The following is a 25,906-nucleotide window of genomic DNA, read 5'->3' as shown; positions in this document are numbered from 1 at the left end:
GCATATTTACCGTCGAAGATGCTAATTAACCAGCAAAATTCGTGGCCGCATTGCTAAGTTCATTATGTGCTGTGCATTGTAAACCGTCTTGCTGGTGATACGAAACGACCTTTTGACGTTTACTCACCACTTCACCCACAATAATCAGTGCTGGGCCGGTAAAATGGCGAGAGTGTATACGCTGTGCAATATTTTTCACTTGGCCAATGCACACTTGTTGCTGAGTGCTTGTCGCTTTATCAATAATAGCGACGGGCATATCCATGGGTAAACCATGAGCTTGCAGTTGTTGCATGATCGATTCGATGCGCCTTAGGCCCATATAAAATACCAGTGTTTCGGCATTTTTACCCTGCGCATCAGGCATGGCCCCGGTCACTAAACTTTGCCAATCGGGCTGCAAAGCAGGATCTTTTAGGTGTGCAGTGATAAACCGTACTGACTGAGCACAATCTCGATGCGTTAACGGGATACCCGCATACGCAGAGGCGCCAGACGCTGCGGTAATTCCGGGCACAATACTAAATGGAATGTGGTTTCTGGTTAATAAGTCACACTCCTCGGCCGCTCTAGCAAATATTGCGGGGTCGCCACCTTTTAGGCGCGCTATGGTTTTGCCCTCTTTTGCGACACTGACCAAAAGTTCACTAATTTCTATTTGTGTCATGCTGTGCTCGCCGCACTTTTTGCCCACAAACCGGCGTTCAACATGGGGCGGGATCATGTCTAAAATTTCTGGATTAACCAGCCAGTCGTACATCACAACGTCAACACTTTGCAATAACCGATACGCCTTTACGGTTAACAGTTCTGCATCACCTGGGCCTGAACCAATTAAATGTACATGACCCGGTTTGCCATCGGTATTTTTATGTCTATTCACCACGTTGAATTTTTTCAAATCTGTTCGTAAACCAGAATTGAGGCCTTTGGCTCCTCGTGTGAACGCACTTGGCGTCACTTTTAGCCAATGGCTGGCAAATTGGCTAAATATTTGGCTACATAATTGAGGTAATAAATTAACTTGAGAAAATACATTTAAAGGGGAATTCATATTATGGTCTCCACGGCTATACGCTCACCGATGTGTTGTTTATTGCTTACGTTTGCAGAAGCAGATTGACTGGTAGTATGGTTTGCACTTGTCTGTGCTAACGCGTTGTTCGGTTCGCTATGTTCATTTATAAGTTGCTGAAGCTCACTTTTGCACGAGCCGCAATTTGTACCACATTTAAGTTTATCGCCTAAGCCATCAACGCTATTGCAGCCGCTCTTAATCTCTTGTGTTATGGGGTTGATGCCGACTTTAAAGCAACTACAAATTAAGCGCCCCTGATTAAATTCTTCGTCGGGCTTGGCGCGCAATAGTGCGGCTTTTTGCTCAATGCTTACGCTATCAGCGGTCAGTAATGCACTTAACCACTGGCTGTTGCTTTCTACAGGCTGAACATCACTAAATGCCGCAAATTGTAAGGTATCACCTTGTAACGCATACAGGTTTTGTAGCGATTCTCCCTGGTAAGCTGCCCAGGTGCATTGCGCTTTAACCGCGCCTTGCATCAATTCTTTAAGCACAAAAACGGGTGCTGTATTTTCAGCGTTCTCCTGGGTGATGCGGCCTGTGGCAAACGTTAACATCTCCCCCCCTGCGATTTTGCTTATCCGCCAATAATCTAACTCGCCGCAGAGCGCTTGAATAAGTGCGATTCGCTGAGTGGCTTGGGCACTGATAAAAATGTTTCCGTGATGTGAATAACGCACTTTCGTTGCACTAATAGCCGCATGTTTTAATTCGGGTTGACCAGAAATAGGATCGTTCGCATCGCTGAACAAATGGCTGATATTAGCCGATGAGTTATTTTGTTCGCTCCAATGAATGGGCGCAAAGAACTCGCCTTTTCGCTGCCCATCGTCAATCTTGACCGGCAAAATAACTTGGCTCTGACTCTGACTGGCACTGGCACTTACTTTCGAGCTTAAGGCCAATAAATCACCTTGTTCTACCCCTAGTTGCAAAGCATCTTTTTGGTTCATGCTCACACTAGCGTGACCGATATGACTTGTTAAATCTGCACTGGTGCCTGTGCGCGTCATGGTGTGCCATTGATCGCGCACCCGGCCACTGTTTAATACATGGGGGTACTTGGCAGACGTGAGCTGCTGTGGTGCCTTAGGCTGTAACGCAATAAATTGTGCTTTTTTGCTCGCTGTAAAATAACGACCATCAGTAAACATACGTTTCACCCCATCAGGGTTTGCTTTGTTTACCGGCCATTGAATCGGGGCCAAGTTATCGTATTGTGCTGGGGTTAAGCCTCTAAGACCGGATAAATCGAGGTCACGGCTGCCATTATTTTTCTCTGCGGTTAAACCACAATACTCATCAAAAATCTCTCTCGGGTGGGAATAGTTAAACCCACTGGTGAAACCCATTTCTTTGGCCACGTCACATATAATTTGCCAATCATGGCGAGCTTCTCCTGTAGAGGGCAGGAACCCTCGTTGACGTGATATTCTGCGCTCTGAATTAGTTACCGTTCCATTTTTCTCTGACCAGCCAGTTGCAGGCAAGACCACGTCAGCCATAGCAATGGTGTCATTGTTTGCGACGCAATCCGATACCACCACCATTTCGCATTTAGCTAACGCGGCTTTAATTTTATGCCGATTAGGCATGCTTACCATAGGATTGGTTGCCATTACCCAAATAGCCTTAACTTTGCCCTGTTCGATAGCGTCGAACATATCCACGGCTTTTAAACCCACCTCTGGCACTATGGTCGGAGATTGCCAGTAATTTTGTACGATAGAGCGATGTTCAGCATTACCTATATCCATATGGCAAGCCAACATATTGGCCAGCCCACCCACTTCACGGCCGCCCATGGCATTGGGTTGACCGGTAATTGAAAAAGGCCCACACCCCGCTCGGCCAATCTTCCCTGTGGCCAAATGACAATTGATAATAGCGTTGGCTTTATCCACTCCACTGGTAGACTGATTGACCCCCATGGAGTAAAAACTAACCGCCGATTCGCTGCTGGCAAATAACTGATAAAACTGCTCGACTTGAGCCGTGTCCACGTCGCAATAGTCGGCTACAGCTTCGACTGTCCAGGCGTCACATGCGGCTATAGAATCGTCAAAACCTTCAGTGAAGGCGCTGATGTAAGCTGAATCTAGGTGGTCGTTGCTTTTAATGTAACGAAGCAAACCATTAAACAGGGCGACATCTGTGCCTGGTTTAATAGGAATGTGTAAATCCCCTGCTTCACAACTTGCCGTGCGCCTAGGATCAATAAACACTAACCGCATGTTAGGGTTAAGTTTTTTTGCTCTCTCGATACGCTGAAACAGTACAGGGTGAGTCCAAGCGGCGTTAGAGCCCACCAAAACTAATAATTCACTTTGTTCTAAATCTTCGTAATTACACGGAACCGTATCGGCGCCAAATGCGCGCTTATAGGCCGCAACAGCAGAGGACATACACAAGCGAGAATTGGTGTCGATATTACCGCTGCCGATGTAGCCTTTCATGAGTTTGTTGGCGACATAGTAATCTTCTGTCAGCAGTTGACCAGACACATAAAATGCCACTGCATCAGGACCGTGCTTTTGAATTACATCCGCAAATTTGTTTGCCACTGTGCTGATAGCTGCATCCCAGTGACTGGCTTTGCCATTTATCAAGGGCTTACATAAACGCCCCTCTTTCCCATTGGTTTCGGCTAATTTACTGCCTTTTACGCATAAACGACCAAAATTAGCAGGATGACTGGCTGTGCCTTGTACGCTGACGAGTTGTGCGCTTTCACCTTGCCTAATACTTGTCACATCAACGCCGCACCCTACACCGCAGTAAGGGCACGTTGTAGTGTTAAGTTGACTGCACGTTGAGGCTGCAGCAAAAGACGCCTGCGCTAGGCTACTTAACGGTGAAGTTGAGGATTGGTCAGTCATGACGATGGGCCCTATACCTGGAAGAAATCAAAGAATCGCTGGGTGAAAACGTGAACTAATCACAATTGCTTACTGAATTAATGACAATTCAGCAAGCTGATAACAGTTGATTAAACAACGTCGAGTTGCACCTTGTCCCCTTCAACGCGTACGCCATAAACACTGACGTTTTGCTGTTCATCATCAAGGCACGCTCCACTTTGCAAACAATAACGTTGCTTATAAAGTGGTGAAATGATCACGGTTTTATCCGCTACTGAGCCAATCAAACCGCGATATAAAACGTTCGCCTTACCTATGGGATCCCAGTTACTGACGGCATAAAATTGTGCTTCATCTTTCGTTTGTACTTTGAAAATAGCCACTTGTTCACCGTTAACTAGGGCACAAACGCCTGAGTTGTCGACGAGATCATCAAGCTTACAAATGTCTGTCCAATTTTGTTCTTTGTTCATCACTGACTCCTTACGCCAACTCAACAATATCGATAATTTGTTCTGTGCCTTTGCCTGACTTAACGAGCGTATCTAGCTCAGCTTCAGTGGCGGGGCGGATTTGCGCTCGTTCTTGCACAAACACAACGTTCTTGTCGCTTTCATCACTGTTAACAAATTGACGGAAGCGCTTACGAGAAGATTCATCCTCGATGGCCGTTTTCCACTCACACTGATAAGTATCTGTAATGTGTTGCATTTGCTGTTCAAGCTCATCACCTAAACCGAGTGAGTCATTGATTACCACATCTTGAAGGTATGCTAAGCCACCTTCGAGGTTCTCTAGCCAAACCGATGTGCGCTGTAAGCGATCTGCGGTGGCAACGTAGAACATCAATACGCGATCGATATATTTCACCAAGGTGGCATCATCTAAATCGGTGGCGAACAAATCAGCATGACGGGGCTTCATTCCGCCATTACCACACACGTATAAGTTCCAGCCGTTTTCTGTGGCAATCACACCGATATCTTTACTCTGTGCTTCGGCACATTCACGAGTACAGCCCGATACACCAAATTTGATTTTATGCGGGGCACGTAACCCTTTGTAGCGGTTCTCTAAATCAATGGCTTGCCCAACAGAATCTTGTACACCGTAGCGACACCAAGTGCTGCCGACACACGATTTAACGGTACGTAATGATTTTGCGTAGGCGTGCCCCGTCTCAAAACCGGCAGCAATAAGCGCTTCCCAGATAGGAGGAAGTTGCTCGACCCGCGCACCAAATAAATCGATACGCTGACCACCAGTGACCTTGGTATACAAGTTGTACTTTTTCGCCACTTGACCTAGCACAATGAGTTTATCAGGGGTAATTTCACCGCCAGCAATACGCGGAACAACTGAATATGTGCCGTTTTTCTGCATGTTACCCAAGTAGGTATCGTTGGTGTCTTGCAAGGCCACGTGGGGCTTTTCTAACACGAAGTCATTCCACACGGAGGCCATAATTGACCCTACCGCTGGTTTACAAATTTCACATCCCAGCCCGTGGCCGTGCTTAGCGATTAAATCATCAAAGGTTTTGATCTTGCCGACTTTCACCATGTGGTAGAGCTCTTGACGTGAATAAGCAAAATGCTCACAAATGTCTTTTTTCACTTCAACGCCGCGTTTACCCAGTTCACTGTCGACAACGGTTTTAAGTAATGCTGAACAACCACCACACCCTGTGCTTGCCTTAGTACAAGATTTAACGCCAGATAAATCACATGCACCTCCATCAAAGGCAGCGATAATGTCGCCCTTTGATACATTGTGACATGAACATATAGTTGCAGTGTCTGGCAGTGCGTCTGCACCTAAGCCTCCTGAAGGTGCATCACCCGTAACAGGTAAGATCAGACTCTCCGGGTTTTCAGGTAAATCAATACCATTTAGTGCATATTGTAAAAGGGTATCGTAATCACTGGTGTCACCAACTAGAACCGCTCCTAACAACACGCTTTGTTCTTGGTTTACCACGATTTTTTTGTAAACACCGTCGGGTTGATTTTCGTATATATACGTTTGTGCTCCGGGTATGCGGGCATGCGCATCACCGATTGAACCTACTTCAACCCCCATTAATTTGAGTTTGGTGCTCATATCTGCACCCAAAAACTCAACATCGCCGCCGGTAATGTGGCTAGCGGCAGCACGAGCCATGGTGTAACCGGGCGCAACCAAACCAAAAATAAAGTTATTCCACAGTGCACATTCACCAATCGCGTAAATGTCAGGGTCAGAAGTAACACAATGATTATCAACCACAATGCCGCCGCGTTCACCGATGTTTAATTCATATTGGCGCGCTAATGTATCTTGAGGGCGAATACCCGCTGAAAATAAAATCATGTCGGTCTCAAGAAACTCACCATCGGCAAAACACATACGGTAGCGGCTTGTTTGACCCGCTTCGATGCGCTGGGTCGCCTTTTGGGTGTGAACTTGTACGCCTAGTGATTCAATTTTATCTTTTAATAAGCGCCCGCCTCCCGTGTCCACTTGAACTGCCATCAACTGTGGAGCAAATTCTACAACGTGTGTTTCAAGACCCGCTTCTCGCAGCGCATTAGCTGCTTCTAGGCCGAGCAAACCGCCCCCGACTACCACACCCGTTTTACTGACTTTGGCAGAGGCACTTATATCTTCTAGATCTTCAATGGTGCGATACACCAAACAATGTGGCTGGTCATTGCCCTCAATGGGAGGTACAAACGGGTATGACCCAGTCGCCATAATCAATTTATCGTAGGTAAACGATTGTCCTGATTGCGTTTTCACCACTTTGGCTTGCTTATCGATATCAACCACAGCGGCTTCAAGATGAAAATCTACGCCTAACGCTTGGTATTGCTCTGGTGTGGTTAACGCAAGATCATCAGCGGTTTTACCAGAGAAGTATTCAGATAAGTGCACGCGGTCATAGGCTAAACGCGGCTCTGCAGACAATACCGTCACCTTGTAATTAATTGAACTGTCGGTCTTGTCATGATTGGTGATTTGCTCAACAAAATGGTGGCCCACCATTCCATTACCTACCACGACTATACTGATTGTGTTTGCTGACATGTTGATCCCCTGGTCGATGAATTTGCTCAACTAAATTTGCCCATAAAAAAAGCCCACACGACTGTTCAGTGACAGTCTGAGTGGGCTTCTTTGCCTGTTCTGTGACTAACGTATATGTCAGCACAATACAAAAATGTGTTGCCGCGAATTAAATCCGGCTAGATTAAAAATACAAGTTTACTAATGCAGGAATATTGCCAACTATTAATCCCTTATTATTCATATGGTTATAATTTAAAAAATGCCTGACCTGAGTTTTTATGCATTAATTTGGTGCAGAAAAACTAAAATGGAGCAACCCTGTCACATTTCATGAGCAATCAGTTAATGCATAAATCATTAGGTGTAATACCGCTTAGTGCGCCAAAAAATGCGCTGAAAAGCATCGCATTAGGCGATAAATTCACAAACGCGTGCAAAATATGCTTTTATTGTCGATAGTTTGTACAAACAAATGGAAAAGTGTGCATTTTATTTCCTTTGCATCTATAAAAGCGGCACACTGCTAGATTAACAACTGGGTTACATTTATCCCTAGGCGCTGTTTTAATCAAAACGGCAGAACAATACTTATGTAAAGGAAGACACCTTTTATGTCACTACTTCGTTCATTTTCACTGCCATTGGTTGCAGCTGTTTCCATTTTTACTGCATCGGTTGATGCGGCATCCGTTTGGAAAGTCACTTCTGGGGACCATAGCCTATATATTGGTGGTACTATTCATATTCTCGCGCCAGAGGACTACCCTTTGCCTGAAGAATATGAAACTGCTTATAAACAAGCATCTACTTTGGTGTTTGAAACGGACATGGCTGCGGTGAATACAGTTGAGTTTCAGCAGAAAATGCTAGGAATGATGACCTATACCGATGGTCGCTCTTTACAAGATGATCTGTCAGAGCAAAATTACAGCAAACTTGAAGCGCACCTCGCCCAGCGCGGTATTCCGATTGCGCAAATGGCCGCTATGAAGCCCAGTCTCATCAGTATTACACTTAGTATTATCGAACTCCAAGGGCTTGGGTTTACAAGTGAAGGTGTTGATCAATTTTATGCTGACAAAGGCTCAAAAGCAGGCAAAACCATTCAGTGGCTCGAAACCCCAGATGAACAGCTTAGCTTTTTAGCAAATTTAGGCGGTGACGATAACGATGCACTTATCGAATATACCCTGCGTGACATAAAAAAAATGCCCACTATGATAGGTGACATGCGCACCAGTTGGCGCGAAGGTGATATGCAAAAATTGGCCGACCTAAGTATCGTGCCTTTTAAAAACGACTATGCCCAAATTTACCAAGATTTAATCGTTACCAGAAACGCCAACTGGATGCCGCATATACAAGACATGCTTAAAACCGCTAACGTTGAATTTATTCTAGTAGGCGCCATGCATTTAGCGGGTGAAGACAGCGTATTAAAGCAATTAAAAGCTCAGGGTTACAGTGTAGAAAAGCTGTAATTTAGATAGCCTTATAAGCCATATTAAAACAATGCAACAACCCCCTACTCTCACTAAAAACCTTGCCTTGCGTTACGCAAGGCAAATTTTGCTGCCCGGCATTGATCTTGAAGGCCAAGAAGCACTTATGGCGGCCAAGGTCCTGATTATTGGTGCTGGGGGGCTTGGCTGTGCGGCGGCCCAGTACGTAGTGAGCGCAGGAACAGGCGAAGTCACCCTGGTGGATGACGACCGGGTTGAGTTATCTAATTTGCATCGTCAGGTACTTCACCATGAACAAGACGTTGGCGCTAAAAAAGTAGCGTCAGCCAAAGCAAGTCTGTTAGCCAATAACAGTCAGTGCATTATCAATACCATCGATATCCGCTTAGACGATGACGCATTAAGCCATCAAATTGCGAAACACAATGTGGTGCTTGATTGCAGCGACAACTTAGCCACTCGCCAGCAAATTAACAGGCTTTGTTATGCCTATCGAACGCCGTTAATTAGCGGTGCCGCTATTCGCTTTGAAGGGCAAGTTAGTACCTATTTAATGGATCATAAAGGCCCTTGCTATCAGTGCTTAAGTCAAGTATTTCCTGAGCAACAGCTAACCTGTATGGAAGCAGGTGTTATCCCTCCATTGGTGGGCATCATTGGTAACCTGCAAGCATTAGAAGCAATTAAATATTTAACCGGTGCAGGTGAACTATTAACCGGTGTTTTACAGCTTTTCGACGCTAAATCATCAGAGTTTCAACGCTTTTCTATTCCTAAAAATCCGCATTGTAATGTTTGTGCACAACACTAGTAAATTATCCACAAGACAGGCACTAAGCTAAATTCCTAGACATAAATCCTTGCAGATTTATTTCACGTTTAGCCTTTCGTTAAAGGGCCCTTGTCAGTAACATTGGTCGGCTAAGGAACTCCTCAATTAAGTAGTGTTTTTATTATGATTGCCAGTTGCGACACCCCAGGTTTGTTACCCTTATCCCAAGCGCTAGATAAAATGCGCGATGTTATTTCAGCGATATCAGGGCAAGAACAATGTGAGTTAATGCAAGCTAATGGGCGTATTTTAGCTAAAGACGTCATATCGGCCGTTAATGTCCCACCTAGCGATAATTCAGCTATGGACGGTTACGTAATGATAGCCGCGGATCTGCAGCAAACTGACACACTTGAGCTAGTAGGAACCGCCTTTGCTGGTGTCCCCTACTCTGGCACTGTGCAATCGGGCCAATGCGTGCGGATTATGACAGGTGCGGTTATCCCTAAAGGTGCTGATGCCGTGGTGATGCAAGAGAACACAGTCACACTTAATGAACCTGCTAAGCATATTCAGTTTACGCAATTTCCCAAGGTGGGTAACAGTATCCGCAATGCCGGTGAAGATATTCGCCAAGGCGCTGTCGTTCTTCGAGCTGGTACTCGCCTAAAGCCCGCGCATCTATCTTTACTCGCCTCTGTAGGTGTGCCCCGCGTTAGCGTGGTACGCAAAATAAAGGTCGGGTTAATCGCCACGGGTGACGAGTTGGTGTCACCTGGGAATACGCTTCAAAGTGGACAAATATTTGAAAGTAACCGCTATGCATTGCATGCCATGTTAGAAGCGTTTGGTGCACACGTGATTGATTTTGGCATTGTTGAAGATAAACTCGGCAGTTTACAGCGCTCGTTCGAAAAAGCCGACGAACAGTGTGATCTTGTGTTGTCTTGCGGAGGGGTGTCTGTTGGCGATGCCGATTACGTAAAAGACGTACTGCAGTCACTCGGCGAGGTTAATTTTTGGAAAGTCGCCATCAAGCCAGGCAAACCTTTTGCGTTCGGTAAATTGGCAAATGCATGGTTTTGCGGCTTACCGGGCAACCCTGTTTCTTCCTACGTTACATTCGAGCAATTGGTTAAACCTGTGCTTGAAATGCTATCAGGCCAAATACCCAATGCGCCTCTTATTCTAGCAGCGACAGCAGATTGCGATATACGTAAAGTGCCAGGGCGTGCTGATTACCAGCGCGGTATTTATCGTGTTGATGAAACCGGACAACTGTTTGTCAGCCCTAATGGCAAACAAGGCTCAGGCGTGATGAGCAGTATCGCTCATGCAAATTGCTATATCGTGCTAGCGCAAGATTCCGGCAGCGTAGCCCAGGGCAGCACGGTACACATTCAACCCTTTACTTCATTGGCATATTAAGTGACCTTAAAAATAGAATTCAAAGCTTTAGCCCACCTCGCATGGCCTTTATTAATCGCACAAGTCACCCAAACCTTAATGGGTGTGTCAGATACCATAATGGCTGGGCGTTTTTCTGCCACAGACATGGCCGCTGTCGCTATAGGCTTTAGCTTTACCATGCCTATACTGGTCTTCATTCAAGGGTTAACCCTGGCATTACCACCGATTATTTCGCGCTTTAATGGTGCCAAACAACTGAATAAAGTTGCCAATGCAAGTTATCAGGTGATGTGGTTGGCGTTATTTTTCGCTGCACTGGCTCTGGTACTTAGTATCTTTTTAGAATTTTTCTTTTCCCTGATAGAGATGGAAACCGAACTGCGAATTATCACTATTGATTACGTGCGTTACGTTCTCTATTCCATGCCTGCATTTGCTTTGTATCAGGTGCTAAGAAATGTGTGTGAAGGCTTGTCGATAACCAAACCCAGTATGATCATTATGATCATTGGTTTGCTGGTTAACATTCCAGCTAATTACGTATTTATATACGGCAAACTTGGCTTACCCGCCCTTGGTGGTGCTGGTTGTGGCATTGCGACGGGGTTAGTGTTTTTAGCGATGATGTTTGCCACTTGGGTTTACTCCCTAAACGCCAAAAAGCTGCAACCGTATGCGCTGTACACCCGTATTTTCGCACCAAATATGCGTGACATATGGGCGAGTCTTAAACTCGGTTTACCCATCGCGTTAACTATTTTATTTGAGGTAACCCTTTTTGCCGTGGTCGCCATATTACTGGCTCCATTTGGCCCAACCATAGTTGCCGCCCATCAGGTCGCATTAAATTTTTCCGCATTGATGTTTATGATCCCTCTGAGCTTAGGCATGGCCACGAGTATTCGGGTAAGTCATTTACTGGGCGAAAACAAACCGACTCAAGCAAAAACAGCGACCCATGCAGCATTATTGATCGGCTTAACCACTGCCACGCTGACTGCCACCATAACGTACCTTGCGCGCGTGCACATTGGTGAACTTTACAGCAACAATGCTGAGGTGATTAATATGGCGGCAGGGCTAATGTTACTTGCTGCTGTGTTTCAGTTTTCTGACGCTATTCAAGTCATATCGGCTACAGCATTACGCGGCTACAAAGATACCGCAGCCATGTTTTATTTAAGCTTTATATCCTATTGGTTAATTGGCATGACCATAGGTTGTGTTTTAGCCCTAACCGATTGGATAGTCCCGCGTATGGCAGCGGCGGGTTTTTGGATAGGCTTTATTTGCGGATTGACCTCGGCAGCTATTTTACTGGGATTACGCTTACGCCATATACAGCGAAAACAAGAACATACCCCGATCGATCTCAGTATTTAGTGCCCCGTAACAGATTAACGGATACTCGGGCCACGGCTTGTATCGTACAAACCGTGGTTAAATTTAAGCACTTATAATCTACTGGCTGTTCAGTTTAGTCATGTGGCTAGTGTAAAACGTCCCCGCCGTTTCGGCGGCGGCAAAACATCTCAATCCGCTAGAGATAAATAGTGTTCGCGGCGAATTGTCGCAAATTCACCGTTAGCAATTGCCTCTCGCACAGCGGTCTCAACCAAATGTTTTTGCTTAAATAACGGTGAGTTTTGACTGATAGTGACATAATAGTTATTCACTTCTATGGGCTGGTATTGCGCTAACACAATTTCATCTTGCAAGCCCATATCACGAATAAGCGGCAATGCACTTTCTTGAAAGTGAATAAATGTGTCAATTCGTCCTTTTTGTAATAGCGCGACTTTTTGTGCAAGGGTTGAAACAGGCACCATTATTAATTCTGTTTCTCGGTTAAGTCGCTCGAAATACTTTGCATTTCGAGTAACACCGATACGTAACGTGCGTAAATCGTTAAAATTCACCAGCTGATCTATATCGGGTTTACGCACAAAAAACGTATGTCTTAGGGTTTCATAACTCGGAGCGATATAAACCACTTCGTCTTGCTCGTCATCTTCGCGTTGTAAGCCAACGAGTAGGTCCAGATTACCTTGGCGCAATTCCTTTATGCGTCTCGCAAAAGGCATAGGTAAAATTTCAATTTCCATATTCATATGCTTTGCAATGTTCTTTAGATACTTAACCTGCAAACCGTTCATAAACTCTTTGGATACAGAGCTTCGGATGAGCTCTTGCGCATTTGGGGAACTAGAAACAAACACTAATATTACAAGGTGAAGGAAGAAGCGCATATACAAACCAGATAGACCAAAAATATCGAGGCCTATTATCGCTTAGCTCTGGGTTCAAACCAACAAGATAATACTACTTTAGTCTTTTTTAAGATCCCACGGTTATCGCTCACAAAAAAGATAACGTCAGCCAGACGCGTTCACTTGTGTATTATACCAATCCGCATTAATAAGTGACCGCCTCAGAATGCGTCCAGCGGTTTCTGATTAAGGCGTCGCTATGCAGTAATGGTTGTTCCCTTTCAAATAGTGAGAACGCAGAGCAAAAGCCGCTGGGGTATTACGCCCTCTGGCTGGTTAAATCGTGTAATAAATGATGCATCTTTTACATCGGTTTAATAGCACCTAACGCTAAATTCTATTTATAACTTAGCGCCGAAAATTGGTGCCGAAAAATAGCGCCGAAAATTAGTGCCGAAAACTCGTTAATAAGGCTGGTATCCCTGGCAACATTCCCACCATTGCCATAACACTTGTGAGTATAACGAACATGGCGAGTGGGATGATCCAGCGACTCATTCGCGTCAACTCAGCACTGCGCGCTTTGCAACCAATTAAGCCCAAATTATCCAAAAGCATAGTCAGTGACCAGCCAAATGCTGGGTTGACTAAGGATGAGGCAAACACAACGATCGCGGCTGACTGTGTGGTTTTACCCTCTCTGGTCATTTCCATGCCCGCTTCAAGCAGTGGAATAAACACTCCAACTATCAACGCTACACACAGCACAGGCTGCCAAATTGCGAGATCCATTGGATACCCCCATAGGCCGGCAATAACGCAAAACAAAGCGGTTAATATAGCCCCTGCGGGTATTGGACGCTTAGCAATGGCAGCAGGTACAATATATGTTCCCCAAGATGAGGTGAAATTCGCCCCACCAAATATAGAACCAAATGTTTGACGAACCGACGCACTTAGCATGGTGTCATCAATATTCATTTGCACTTTCTCAGTGCGCTCAGGATAACTAATCTTTTGAAATACCTGATGCCCTAAAAAATCTGGTGACCACATAGCAACCGCTAATATTGCAAAAGGCAATACCACCATGAAGCTTTCGAACGTGGGCATGCCGAGCATCCAACCTGTATTTTCTCCCCACCAATACATTGGGTTCATATTGGGTAACCCCGGCGCAGTGTGAAACTCAAACGGGGCCCCTAGTGAAAAGGCAACCACCCCACCCAAGATGCAGCTAAGCGGCACGGCTAACCATCGTTTTTTAAAGTGCTCAAGCAAGGCGTAAAGCAAAATAGTCGCAAGAATGACAATAAAAGCAATATGGGTCATTTGAATACTTTCAGCCCATGCAAACAACTTCTTCACCTGCGAGGTGGTACCGATAAACCCTAAGTACAGCAGTAACCCTCCGCAAACACCTTTACTGGTCAGCCTTGCAAGTAGACTCCCCCCTTTGCTAAACGCCAATATCAGTCCAAAGGCACCAATTAGTAACCCGAACGCCATAGGGTGGCCCCCGGCTGCCACCACAATAGGGATTAACGGAATTAGCGGGCCATGTGTACCAGCCAAGTTGGCTGTGGGTAAAATGAATCCGGAAAACAGCACAATGAACACTGAGACAATGAGTAGTTCGTAACGCACGTTCTCAAGTACAAAGGCATCACTTAAGCCCAAGGTGCCAGCAAATGTTGCTGCGATTGCGCTTACCATAACGACTTTGCCTATCGTTCCTGCCAATGCAGGAATGGTATCTTCAAACTCGAAGCGATAATCTCTGAAGGGTAAATTGGGCCGCCAGCGTTTTGGCTGCATAATTTGCAATTCGTGTTCAAGATACTCATCTCGGCTGTTAAACGCAGAGCTCGGCTGATGCAACTCTTGGTAGCTGTCAGATGTTGACGCACTTTTTACGTGCGCTTCATTTTCTAATTTATTCTTCATGTTTCTCCTACATAGCCATGTGGTCACAATCGTTACTGCAAAATCACATAAGCTTGCTCTTAGAGGGCAAAGATTCAGGTAGGCAGGGTAAATCAAATATCGATCGTGGGCGCATAAGCAAAAGGTCTTATACGGGGTATGCTCGCTTATAGGATGAATGTGCTAATTTGCATTGTTTAACTTGAATTAGTTAACTTAATGAAAGAACTGTCAGTTACAGTTAATTTTTTATACGTGGCTTTAAAATTAAGGACGACAGCGTGGATGAAGGAATGGTTGGATTAAGTGTATTCTTGTCAATAACCCTAGTGTGCTCTGTTATCGCGCATATATATTTGAAAAATATAACGTGGGCTATCGGAATTTCTACACTTGTTTCTACTCTGATTTTTCAAATAGCTAACTTGGTGATGAACGATAATCCTGATCCGTTTATGAGTATAGCGGTCATGTTTTCCCTGATTTACGCATTTTTCATTGCTCTTTTGGTTGGAATTCCATTCCACTTATATCGACGAAATCGCTCCTAGCACCCGTATAGCACTGGGCTCAACGGCTGTAAAAACGAAACGTTAAGTACCCCATAGTCGTGTTCTCGTAAAGGTGGCCTGTTTTCAGGCCCGCCAACTGTTATACAGATCAGAACATGAGGTAAAGAGAGCTGCTCAACATATTCATAAAGGAGAACAGCCCTCTCAATGGGAAAAGCGAATTTCAATTACCTCGCTATTGGCTATCGCTTGCAACTTTTTTCGCTTTTATCGACGCAGCAATCCCTTTAAATTCATACGTAGGATAAATATCAGTATCAAAAATGCCCCAGGCCGATTTCTCGATAGCGAGGTTAAGAGTGCGTAAATCTTTAGGATGAATTTTTACCGTGATCACTTGCCCCAATCCCATCATGACATACCAGGAATCAATTTCTGCTCCTTTAGGGGGAAATGACTGCCAAAAACGGTTTTCATCCATCTTTTGCTGTAATTCTGTAAGGCTTTTATCTTGCTGATGCTTGAGCACCACAGTGACAAGAATCTTGTCACTATCAATAGTGTAATCTTCGTTAGCAATGACATTTTGTTGGCTAGTTAGCCATAAAAAAGCGATTAAAACTGACTTAATGAGTATTTTCATTTTGTGACCTAATGGGTTTCAATGAGAGTTTATCGTCTCATTTAGAGTTTAATTAAAATAGCGATCATCTTTCGTTTTAGAACAGTCGCGAATGTGTTTGTAAAAACGCACTGCTAGCCTGCAAAATACAAAACACACATCAGAAAACGCAATAGGGTTAAAACATGTCATAAGATACAACAAAGCGACTTAACACCTACTGTGACAACGCGTATTCTACTTAAGTATATGCAAACATTAGACTAACAATATTCTAATATATGGTTAATGAATAAAATGAAGTGATTATTCCTTTTGAATCAAAGCAATGTTCCAACCAGACAACTAGATGAAAAAAACGGTTTACTTAAACCTGTAGCCTATTTTTTCGCTGTACTATGTTGCGCTCTGACATTGGCACACTATTTTGTTTTGCAAGAGCCCTTCAAGTGGGTGCTGTGCGCGATGACGTTATTAACCGCGCTGCTAAATGGTGCTGTTGCCCTTAGCACTGCAAAGATCCCTGCTAAGCGGCAAAGTCTGATTATTTTAATATTGTTGCTCATCGCCAGCGCCAACAGTTTTTTACATTTATGGTTTTCTGAAGCATCAGAACATACAACTAATATATTCGTCACCATCATCGCCTCAGGCATAGTGTTGTCGAATCGCGCACATTGGACAGCTTCAATTCTGTTCAACTGGGTAGGTTGGATCACTATCAGTGTTTGGCTTGAATTAGCCCTAATACAACATTTCTTCTTTGCTATGGCCATGAGCACGCTGCTTAGTTGGTTTGCACATTTAGCTCGAAAAAAACTGGTCACGAAGCAAATTGAATTGGAAATAGAACGAGATTTAGCCATTCAACATGAATTAGAAGCCAAAGCAGCTACAGAAACCAAAAGCGCTTTTTTAGCTAACATGAGCCATGAGATCCGCACGCCCATGAACGGGGTGATAGGTATGATTGAATTGGTATCCCAAACAGAGCTCAATACAGATCAAAAAAACTATCTTGCTACCGCTAAGCGCAGCGCTGATTCATTACTGATTATCATCAACGATATTCTAGATTTCTCAAAAATAGAAGTAGGTGAACTCACCATAGAGTTTGTGGAATTTGACCTCGAACAGTTCTTTGAAGAGCTTATCCACGATCAACATTTTCACGCTCGCAAAAAAGGTCTTACACTTGCTCTGTCAAAAGGTGATTTTCACCACAAGCACGTAGTGGGTGATCCCTACCGTATAACGCAAATCATGAACAATCTGCTATCCAACGCCATTAAATTTACCGAGTCAGGCGGTATTACCGTTCATTATGACCTTGTGACACTTGGCGATAATTTGCAACTAAAAGTAGAGATAAAAGACACGGGTATTGGAGTGAGTGAGACAGCGCTGCCCTTCCTTTTCGACTCATTTTCTCAAGCCGATACCTCCACCACGCGCAAGTTTGGCGGAACGGGGTTAGGTTTATCCATCACAAAACAGCTATGTGAACTGATGAACGGCGACATTAGCGTGAAAAGTCAGTTAAACCAGGGGTCGACATTTTCCTTTTCAGTACGGTTAAAGCCCCCTCGTCAAACCCATAAAATGGCCAGCAAACCACCTGTTCCAGTGTCTTTCGAAGGGCTACAGGTCTTGTTAGTTGAAGATAACGAAATCAACCAAGAGGTGATGCTCGCCATTTTAAAAGGCTTAGACGTAAACGTATTTATTGCCAATGACGGTCTTGAAGCACTTGCAACGCTCTCACACTCTCAAAGATTGAAATTTGATTTGATACTGATGGACTGCCAAATGCCGAATTTAGATGGTTACGAAGCCACCAGACGCATACGAGCAGGTGAAGCAGGTGAGATATTTAGTCATATCCCCATCGCTGCCCTTACGGCAAATGTGATGGACAGCGAAAGGGTAAAGTGTATTGAAGCAGGCATGAATGAATACCTCACTAAGCCGGTTGAAATCGAAGCATTAAAATCCGTATTAGTGAAGTATCATAAGCAAGCACCTGCCCAGCACTAGCGGGCTGGTGTCGAATAAATCGGTGCGAACATCCGATATTACATTCGTTTTATTGTGCTGCTTTTTTCCACTCGACTAGGGTTTGAATATGTCCGGTTGATGCGGCAATCAAATAACAAGCTTGTAAATAGCCTTTTTTATGAAATGCTTCTAGGTTGTCGCTACTTAGTGCACCAAGGTTAGCCTCGTTTATATTGTATAAGCCATCAAAGCGTTTTTGCTGCCCGTCTTTAAGTGTAATACTCAGTTGTAGCTCTTCAATCAAATCATGCTCAAGTAATGTTTCGATAAAGACTTCGGTACGATTGTTTCCTGACATTAACTGCCCGAGTAAATCAATCATTTGCGTGAGGTAATCACTAGGTTTACCTTGCTCGTTAAACAAGCCTTCACCCTGCTCGGTGTTAACCCGCGCGCTATCCATGTCTAGAGTCAGTACGGTATTGTCGCTTGTGGGCTTTGCACCTTCTTCAGTTACCCCCACCAAAAACGGCTGGCGTCTTAGGTGAATAGGCACATAATGCGTGCGCCATTGGTCGCCCTGTAAATACAAATTTTCCCCGGCTTCAAAGCCAGTTAATACATTTAAGCCAAACTGCCCAGTGTTGTTATCTTTTAGAAAACACAAAGGGTACGCCAGAGCCAATGCCCTAACCTCGTCAGCGATAACCGGAATAAAGTGCACGTTCTCTCCAAACTCAGCACCTCTGCCGGTTTTAATTAACGTCTTGCTGTGCTGTTCAAAATCAATTAGTACAGGCTTGGCCACTGCCGCCTCCTTGTTGTTATGTGTATTTTTATTTTAAATATCTTTGCTATTAATTACGTAGACGTATTGGGGCACTACCCGGTTACACTCGTTGCATACCAAACTGGTGAATTTTATTGATTAAACCTCGATTATCCGGCAAGTTTTTCAACATCTGCTGCACTTGTTGACTGTTTTTTTGCCGTAAAGCTCCGGCTTTTTGTTGATAGGCTTGTGACATACCTAGTTCGTTGGGCTTGGTATAAAACCCCATTCCGTACAGCACGTATTGATAGCTCGCTGCTGGGAATACCTCTACCGCATGTTCAAAATCATTATGCCATGGTGGTTGAAATTGCCACAGAGTTAATTGTTCCTGCAGGCTTTGGGGGATCGTTGTCGTATCTCGGTTGTCTATCCAAAACGCGGAATCATTACGTTTTGACAACATATAATGCAGCTTTAAAAAGTCAATTATACGCTCCCAGCGATACAAAAAAGTATGGTTAAAGCGCTTGGCCACTATGTCCATGGCATCCCGGGTAGCTGGGAATTGATCGGCGATCATTGCCGCTGAGATCTCAACCAACAATAATGAAGATGCCTCAAGTGGTTCAAGAAACCCCGCAGACAAACCAACCGCCACACAGTTTTGCCGCCAAAATGTTTCTCTGTGCCCAGGGTTGAGCCCAATGCTACGAATATCCGCTTCATTCACCTTACCACCTGTTTGGGCAATGTAATTGAGTAGTTCTTCGCTAGCACGCTGCTCTGTTGTATGCGCGCTAGAGTAGACATGCCCTACTCCGCGACGATTTTGCAAACCAATGTCCCACACCCAACCGGCACTTTGTCCAGTAGAAATAGTATGCGAGGCAATTGGCGCGTCATCTGTATCGTACGGCACATGTATGGCCAGCGCTTGGTCTACAAACAACACATCTTTACAGGATTTAAACCTTACCTTGAAGTGCTCACCCAGTAACAAAGACTTAAAGCCCGTACAATCAATGAACAAATCACCCGCAATATCGCCATTGGCTTTGGTTGAAACGCTGGCAATATCACCATTTTCAGCCGCATTAATTTTGCTCACATTGTCCAGAATGTGATGTACATTGAGCTTTTCGATACAATGGCGCTGTAAAAACGCCGAGAAACGCCCTGCATCTAAGTGATAAGCATAATTAATAATCGAGGTGAATTCTGCGGTTGCGATAGTTTTAGGGGCGAGTCCAGTTTCACATACGGCTTCTTGCGGGCTAACGGCCTGAGAAAAGGACTGCTCAAAAGGGTGCGCCATCCAGTGGCGTGCAAGGTTAGTGCTATCAAAATCTTGCGGCAGCACTAACGGATGATAATAAAAGTCATCTTCGGCTCCGGTTACCCATTGGGCAAATTTAGCACCTTGCTTAAATGACACATTACATTCACGGATAAAATCCGTTTCGCGAATTCCCATCGCCTTTAATGTGCGGCGCATGGTGGGCCATGTTCCTTCCCCTACTCCAATCGGCTTAACGTCAGGTGACTCCACTAAGGTAATTTTAAAACCATCGGCGTGTTCATTTTGCAGTTTTGCAGCCAATGTGCCTGCGGTGATCCAGCCCGCGGTCCCCCCGCCTACAATCACAATCGATTTTATTGCTTGATCCATGTTTACTCTCCAGCGCCTTAAGGCGCTTTTTTGCGTACGGGTAATAGTAACGCATTGCAGCAAGTGTAAAAGCTATCACCCATAGCAAAAAAGCCGCCTAAACCGGCGGCTGAGCTTATTTTACACCTTTAAATAACGGCCAAACACATCAGATTCACGCCTTTGACCAAGGTTTACTACCATTTTCCGCTGATACCAAAGCTATAACGCGGCCCATACTGCTCTGCTGAAATTAACTGCTCAGCAAAACGGCCATGGCGACGCACAGTTTCATCGGTTAAGTTCAATCCATCAATGTACACTGTGAAAGTGTCATTAATTTCATAGTTTATGCTCAAGTCCCACTGGCCGTATGCTTCAGTAAACGTTGGCTCAGTTCCTAATGCCAGTAGAAAATCATCACGCCAGTTGTACGCAACACGCACCTGCAAAGCATCATTTTCATAAAAGCCCACTAAGTTTCCTGAATCACTCAAGCCTGTCAGAGCAATGGTTTGATCAAAATCATATGGGTCAAATGACTCATCACTGTCAACCAAGGTGTAGTTTGCCACCGCGCCAAAACCAGTATCAGAGAACATGTATTGAGCGTTAAGCTCCCAGCCATCTACCTCACGATTTTGTAAATTGTCAGGGGTAGACACATCAAAAATAACGATAGGATCAGACGCTTGGCTCAAACACGCAGGATTTGGCGTATCAGAGGAGTCTGGGCAACCAGCACGAGGGTTCACACTTGGGTCACGTAGCGGATTGCCATTTACATCATTGATTTCACGTTGTTCAACACCTGCCCCAATGAAATTTTCGACGAATTTTTTAAAGTATCCAACTGACGCATAACTGCCATCTGCGTGGTACCACTCAAGCGAAAAGTCGAAGTTATCAGAGGTAATAGGTAACAGATTCGGATTACCTTGTGACGCATTGAAAGGTCCATCAGGACGGGCATCAATATTGGTCGAAGGGAACATTGCGCTAATACCCGCTCTTGCTAAGGTCCTGCTATAAGAGAAGCGTGTTTTCACTTCTCCTGTCAGTTCCATAGAAAAATCAAAATTAGGCAATACGCGGGTGTATCCCCCGCCTAATTCTTGCGCCGTCGCAGTGTCATCAAATAACGGTCTAAGTTCTTCGGCGTGACGGTAATTCAAGGCCAAAATACCCGGCTGCACTGAATAGGCTCTTACGTCTGTGTCTTCGTAGCGCACCCCGACATTCAAGTCGATCGGAAATTCATTAAATTCGGTGCTGAAATCGAACGACACATACAAAGCGGTCGTTTCTTCGTTTACCCCATTGGTCGTAATATCAGGCGCTAAGAATAACCCTTCGTCTTCGACGATATCTACAAAGCGGCTGGCTTCATAATTCGGAAGGAACGAGAACAATTCGTTCGCCCCAGAAAACTGATCAGCAAAGTCACCTAATGGCGTAAAAGTCAGCCCTAAATCATCAAGGGGAATATCAACAAACGAGAAACGCTCTGACAAATAGGTATCAATCTGATAATCCGTGTACATGGCACCAAAGTTAATCGCTACCAGTGCGCCATCTTCTAAATTGTCCCACTGACCATTAAACTGATATTGCTTAATGTTGTTTTCCATTTCATACCCACGTAACTGGTACAAATCCGATACGATATTATCAGGGTTATACGCCCCTCCGGGTAACCCAGAATCATCAACCGTAATAGAGGGAATTTCACCGCTGAAGTCTGCGCCAATAAGTGCAACCGAGCCAGGTGGGTTTTTAAGGTTAGCCAGTGTTTCAGCGGTCTGCCCGTCTGGGTTTGAGTGTGACGTTGAATCGTGAATATCAAATGCTAAATTCAGAGCCTCTGTCGCTTGCCACTTAAGATTAAAACCAACTGAGTCGTTTTCTTTTTTCTCGTAGCGCTCCCAAGCCCAGAAGTTCAGTTCGTCATTTACATTGGTGATATTAACCAGCGTGCCATTTTCGTCTGTGGTGCCGGCAGGGTTATCGAACCAAAACGCTTGTTTATTCGTCAAGCTGGTTTCTTCAAAGCGTGACATTGTGTAATCAAGTGTGGCTTCAATGCGATCATTAGGGGCAAATTGTAGGACCAACTGCGCATTTTGACGCTCGCGTTCTGTATCAAAGCGCTCTATCTCTGGTGTCCATGGCACCCAATAAGCTCCCGTAGGGTTGTTCGAAAGATCGATAGCACTTGCATCAACACCATCAGGGTCTGCACGGTTACGTACCCAACCAGACGACGTTCCTACGCGGTCTCGCCCGCTGTCACGCTCAGCATGAGAAGCAGACAATAGGATACCGAACTTACCGTCAGCAAAGGTTTGGCTGATCATACCAGAGACTTCGGGGGTGATACTGCTGCCTGTATCAACACTTGAATCATGTACACCTTTGACACTGGCAAAGGCTTTAAAGCCATCATAATCAAACGGTTTCGCTGTGCTGATATCTATAGTTGCACCAATACCGCCTGATGCTACGTGCGATTTACCGGTTTTGAAAACCGAGACACCAGAAACACTTTCAGAGGCGATTTCACGGAAGTTAAAGCTACGAGATACACCTGCTTCTTGTAAAGCAGAGGAATTGGGCATTTGACGACCGTTTAAGGTCACTAAATTGAAATCTGGACCGAAACCACGCACGGTAACCTTGTTACCTTCATTGTTAGCGCGATCAATTGAAACGCCGCTAATACGCTGCAATGATTCAGCTAAATTTGTATCAGGCAGCTTACCTATATCTTCTGCAGAAATAGCATCCACCACCCCAGATGCGTCCTGCTTAATCGATGCAGATTTACTCAAAGCGCTTCTAATACCGGTGACGTTAATCACTTCTAAATCACTTTGCTCTGCGCTCGTTTCCCCCTGCTGGGCATAAACGCCAGTAGACGTTACCAACATCGCCATACAAATGGCGTTTAGTTTAAAATTTGCATTACTCATTTGGTGCACCTCAAAAAACACTGCATGTTCAGAATGAATCAGTTGGGTTATTCAACCACATAACCGAAACGAAATTGTCATCAACATGATTGTTAACAATTCACAAACAATAATAAAAGTTTGCCCATCAAGTCAATCTAAATCAACATTAATTTTACAACTTAGTACATACAATTAGCCTAGTTTACGAGGTTTTTGATACATAAAAACCCATATACGCCTATAGAGTGAAAAAGGTTTCGGGCGCTCTATTTTTTGTAACTTTATGAATTACCTATAAATAAAATTATTTTTAGAGGCGAGAAGTAAAAGGCAGTTAGCACCAACAACAGAAATATGATGTGAAATAATAAACCCATGTGGTTGTAACAATTATTTTGCCCCTAGTAGATAAAGAAGACTCAAGTAAAGCTCTGGTTGGCTTTTCATTGGGTAATTATTTATTGCAATAGGTATTTGCAAGCAGTCGCACAAAGCAAAGAGCAAAACGATAAGGTGCAAATTAAGCTAGCGTTAACAACGAAAGCTAGCCCTTGGCGATAAAAGACAGCTTACAAGAGTTAAAGGCACGCTCCAGCGGGATTAAATAAGGTTCAGAGGACAAAAGAGAGTTTGAGATGAATAAATGAGTGAAGCACAAGGCGCCACAAGATGTGGCACCTGCGAACAAAGAATACTATTTAATGTTTTTACGAATACTTGAAATCGCTAACTTTAAGTCATTTTTGCGCAAAGCATCAACGATATGGCGATGCTCGTCTACCAAGGTTTGTGAGTTACGAATACGTTGGTAATTCATGCGCATTCTGAGCACAACCGGATACCATAAGTTGGTGAGATCTTCACCGCCAGCCAGACCGACAAAGTATTTATGAAACTCAATATCTGTTTTCGTGAGGTCTGTGAACTCTTCTTTATCAAAATGCTCTTGCATTCTATCGATAATGCCGTCCATGCGAGCCAAGTCAGCTTCTGAAATATTATTTTCCAGCTGTTTTACTGCGTGCTCTTCAATTTTTCGGCGAATATCAATACTGAGCTTTTGTAATTCTGGGGTAAGTGGACTACTTACTGACGAACCAACATTATCTTTACTAACCAACAAGCCTTCTTTGGTTAGTTTAATCAATACATCTCTGATCGGACCTCTAGACGTACCAAAACGTTCAGCAAGCTGCTGCTCATTCAGCTTCGTATTGGGTTCCAGTTCGCCAGAAATAATATCAGAACGAAGGACATCAGCGATTTGTTCTCTGACGGAAAGAATTTTATTAGATTTCATAAGGTAAGCTTCCCAAAAAGCGCTGTTTTATAATGTGATATATAGTAAACGAAAAAACCTTCTTGTGATAAATATTTTTAGTTAACAATGGTCAAATGTATAGCAAGGATAATTAGGTTTGCAATTAATTGTTAACAATGTACAATTAATTCACGGTCAATTTACACAGTCAGGATCTACATGAGTGTCATTACGAAACTAGACACACCTGCCATGAACAATTCGCAGATAAAGTCCGTCAACGTTGAGTTATTCAATGTCCCCCTTGACGAAGTATTAAATGATGCAAAGCATGGTGATCACACACATTTTGAGTTGATACTGTGCACAATTACTTGCGCAAATGGTACACAAGGCGTCGGCTATACCTACACCGGAGGTAAAGGCGGGCGTGCAATTTTTTCTCTGCTCAATGATGAACTAAAACCCTTTCTAGAAGGTAAAGATGCTAGCTGTATCAACCACCTATGGGAAGAAATGCAATACCATTTGCATTACATAGGTCGCGGAGGATTAGTAAGCTTCGCGATTTCTGCAGTGGATATCGCCCTATGGGACATTCATTGTAAAACCTTAAAACAACCTCTTTGGCGGGTAGCTGGCGGTTGCAGCAATAAAGTCAATTGTTATGCAGGTGGTATTGACCTTAATTTCTCCACTGAAAAACTGCTGAGTAATATTCAAGGTTACCTAGATAGTGGTTTTAACGCGGTTAAAATCAAAGTCGGCAAGCCTGACTATCGTGAAGACGTGGCGCGAGTTGCCGCAGTGCGCAAGCTAATCGGCCCTGACGCTATTTTTATGGTAGACGCGAACTACTCACTTACAGTTAATCAAGCCATTAAGTTTGCCAACGCCATTGAACCCTACGATATCACATGGTTTGAAGAGCCAACCATTCCGGATGACTACGCTGGCTTTGCCCATATAGCGCAAAAGATCAATATCCCATTAGCCATGGGCGAAAATTTGCACACCCTGTATGAATTCAATCAAGCGATTACGCAAGCCAAGCTTGGGTTCCTGCAGCCCGATGCGTCTAATATTGGTGGAATAACAGGCTGGCTAGCCGTTGCCACAATGGGCTATGCCAATAATTTACCGGTGTGCAGTCACGGCATGCACGAGCTACATGTGTCACTGATGGCATCGCAACCAAACGCGGGGTACTTAGAAGTGCATTCATTTCCAATTGATAGGTACACCACTCACCCACTAAAACTTGAAAACGGTATGGCCGTTGCGCCAGATACTCCTGGCGTCGGTGTTGAGTTCAAAACAGAACGACTTCTGCCGTATTTAGTTAAACATTCTTAGGAGGCG

General features: G+C 44.3%; 17 protein-coding genes. 6 read left to right on the top strand and 11 right to left on the bottom strand.

The features are described from left to right. Nucleotides 1-25: 25 nt before the first annotated feature. The 4 genes from cobA to nirB form a co-directional block, all read right to left on the bottom strand. The gene (gene cobA, locus GCHA_RS10260; RefSeq protein ID WP_007987864.1) at nucleotides 26-1,054 is read right to left on the bottom strand and encodes a uroporphyrinogen-III C-methyltransferase; all 1,029 of its coding nucleotides are present in this window, start codon (nucleotides 1,052-1,054) and stop codon (nucleotides 26-28) included. Further along, nucleotides 1,051-3,960 (bottom strand): nitrate reductase, encoded by a 2,910-nt coding sequence (locus tag GCHA_RS10255; RefSeq protein ID WP_007987862.1) that lies wholly within the window; start codon nucleotides 3,958-3,960, stop codon nucleotides 1,051-1,053. The genes cobA and GCHA_RS10255 overlap by 4 nt, the downstream gene beginning before the upstream one ends. Before the next feature lie 110 nt (nucleotides 3,961-4,070). Next, nucleotides 4,071-4,415: a nitrite reductase small subunit NirD gene (gene nirD, locus GCHA_RS10250; protein ID WP_007987861.1), complete on the bottom strand. Its 345-nt coding sequence runs from the start codon at nucleotides 4,413-4,415 to the stop codon at nucleotides 4,071-4,073. 10 nt (nucleotides 4,416-4,425) lie between these two features. Continuing rightward, on the bottom strand, nucleotides 4,426-7,011 hold the full coding sequence (gene nirB / locus GCHA_RS10245) for a nitrite reductase large subunit NirB (RefSeq protein ID WP_007987860.1): 2,586 nt from the start codon (nucleotides 7,009-7,011) through the stop codon (nucleotides 4,426-4,428). Nucleotides 7,012-7,604: 593 nt separating this feature from the next. On the opposite strand from nirB, the gene GCHA_RS10240 reads away from it, so the two are divergent. From GCHA_RS10240 to GCHA_RS10225, 4 genes are all read left to right on the top strand, one after another. Beyond that, nucleotides 7,605-8,474 (top strand): TraB/GumN family protein, encoded by an 870-nt coding sequence (locus GCHA_RS10240; RefSeq protein WP_007987858.1) that lies wholly within the window; start codon nucleotides 7,605-7,607, stop codon nucleotides 8,472-8,474. Between the two features lie 31 nt (nucleotides 8,475-8,505). After that, complete coding sequence (gene moeB / locus GCHA_RS10235) at nucleotides 8,506-9,267, top strand: molybdopterin-synthase adenylyltransferase MoeB (RefSeq protein ID WP_007987857.1); 762 nt, start codon at nucleotides 8,506-8,508, stop codon at nucleotides 9,265-9,267. Nucleotides 9,268-9,411: 144 nt separating this feature from the next. Continuing rightward, nucleotides 9,412-10,656, top strand: coding sequence for a molybdopterin molybdotransferase MoeA (moeA, locus tag GCHA_RS10230; RefSeq protein WP_007987856.1), 1,245 nt, complete (start codon nucleotides 9,412-9,414; stop codon nucleotides 10,654-10,656). Beyond that, nucleotides 10,657-12,021 carry an MATE family efflux transporter gene (locus tag GCHA_RS10225; protein WP_007987855.1) on the top strand — a complete coding sequence of 455 codons (1,365 nt, stop codon included), beginning with the start codon at nucleotides 10,657-10,659 and terminating at the stop codon, nucleotides 12,019-12,021. Between the two features lie 149 nt (nucleotides 12,022-12,170). On the opposite strand, the gene GCHA_RS10220 is transcribed toward GCHA_RS10225, so the two are convergent. The 3 genes from GCHA_RS10220 to GCHA_RS10205 all read right to left on the bottom strand — a co-directional run bounded on the left by GCHA_RS10220 (nucleotide 12,171) and on the right by GCHA_RS10205 (nucleotide 15,929). Then, nucleotides 12,171-12,743: a substrate-binding periplasmic protein gene (locus GCHA_RS10220; protein ID WP_318248962.1), complete on the bottom strand. Its 573-nt coding sequence runs from the start codon at nucleotides 12,741-12,743 to the stop codon at nucleotides 12,171-12,173. A 552-nt stretch (nucleotides 12,744-13,295) separates the two neighbouring features. Beyond that, nucleotides 13,296-14,795 (bottom strand): DUF3360 family protein, encoded by a 1,500-nt coding sequence (locus tag GCHA_RS10215; protein WP_007987852.1) that lies wholly within the window; start codon nucleotides 14,793-14,795, stop codon nucleotides 13,296-13,298. A gap of 726 nt (nucleotides 14,796-15,521) precedes the next feature. Beyond that, the gene (locus GCHA_RS10205; protein WP_007987848.1) at nucleotides 15,522-15,929 is read right to left on the bottom strand and encodes a hypothetical protein; all 408 of its coding nucleotides are present in this window, start codon (nucleotides 15,927-15,929) and stop codon (nucleotides 15,522-15,524) included. 444 nt (nucleotides 15,930-16,373) lie between these two features. Here GCHA_RS10205 and GCHA_RS10200 point away from each other — a divergent pair, with 444 nt between their 5' ends. After that, a complete protein-coding gene (locus GCHA_RS10200; RefSeq protein ID WP_007987843.1) occupies nucleotides 16,374-17,945 on the top strand; it encodes an ATP-binding protein in 1,572 nt (523 codons plus the stop codon). A gap of 49 nt (nucleotides 17,946-17,994) precedes the next feature. On the opposite strand, the gene GCHA_RS10195 is transcribed toward GCHA_RS10200, so the two are convergent. The 4 genes from GCHA_RS10195 to GCHA_RS10180 form a co-directional block, all read right to left on the bottom strand. Further along, nucleotides 17,995-18,714, bottom strand: a complete 720-nt coding sequence (locus GCHA_RS10195; protein WP_007987842.1) for a SapC family protein — start codon at nucleotides 18,712-18,714, stop codon at nucleotides 17,995-17,997. Between the two features lie 82 nt (nucleotides 18,715-18,796). After that, complete coding sequence (locus GCHA_RS10190; RefSeq protein ID WP_007987840.1) at nucleotides 18,797-20,350, bottom strand: tryptophan halogenase family protein; 1,554 nt, start codon at nucleotides 20,348-20,350, stop codon at nucleotides 18,797-18,799. Nucleotides 20,351-20,526: 176 nt separating this feature from the next. Next, entirely contained in the window at nucleotides 20,527-23,301 is a 2,775-nt protein-coding gene (locus GCHA_RS10185; RefSeq protein ID WP_007987838.1) for a TonB-dependent receptor, read from the bottom strand. A 676-nt stretch (nucleotides 23,302-23,977) separates the two neighbouring features. Then, the gene (locus GCHA_RS10180; protein WP_007987834.1) at nucleotides 23,978-24,583 is read right to left on the bottom strand and encodes a GntR family transcriptional regulator; all 606 of its coding nucleotides are present in this window, start codon (nucleotides 24,581-24,583) and stop codon (nucleotides 23,978-23,980) included. Between the two features lie 180 nt (nucleotides 24,584-24,763). Between GCHA_RS10180 and GCHA_RS10175 the strand changes: the two genes are divergently transcribed. Then, nucleotides 24,764-25,900 carry a mandelate racemase/muconate lactonizing enzyme family protein gene (locus tag GCHA_RS10175; RefSeq protein ID WP_007987832.1) on the top strand — a complete coding sequence of 379 codons (1,137 nt, stop codon included), beginning with the start codon at nucleotides 24,764-24,766 and terminating at the stop codon, nucleotides 25,898-25,900. Nucleotides 25,901-25,906 lie beyond the last annotated feature (6 nt).

The organism is Paraglaciecola chathamensis S18K6 (genome assembly GCA_000314955.1).
Lineage (GTDB): Bacteria > Pseudomonadota > Gammaproteobacteria > Enterobacterales > Alteromonadaceae > Paraglaciecola > Paraglaciecola chathamensis.
Note: the sequence above shows the minus strand (reverse complement) of the source record. Positions and strands in the feature narration are given on the sequence as shown.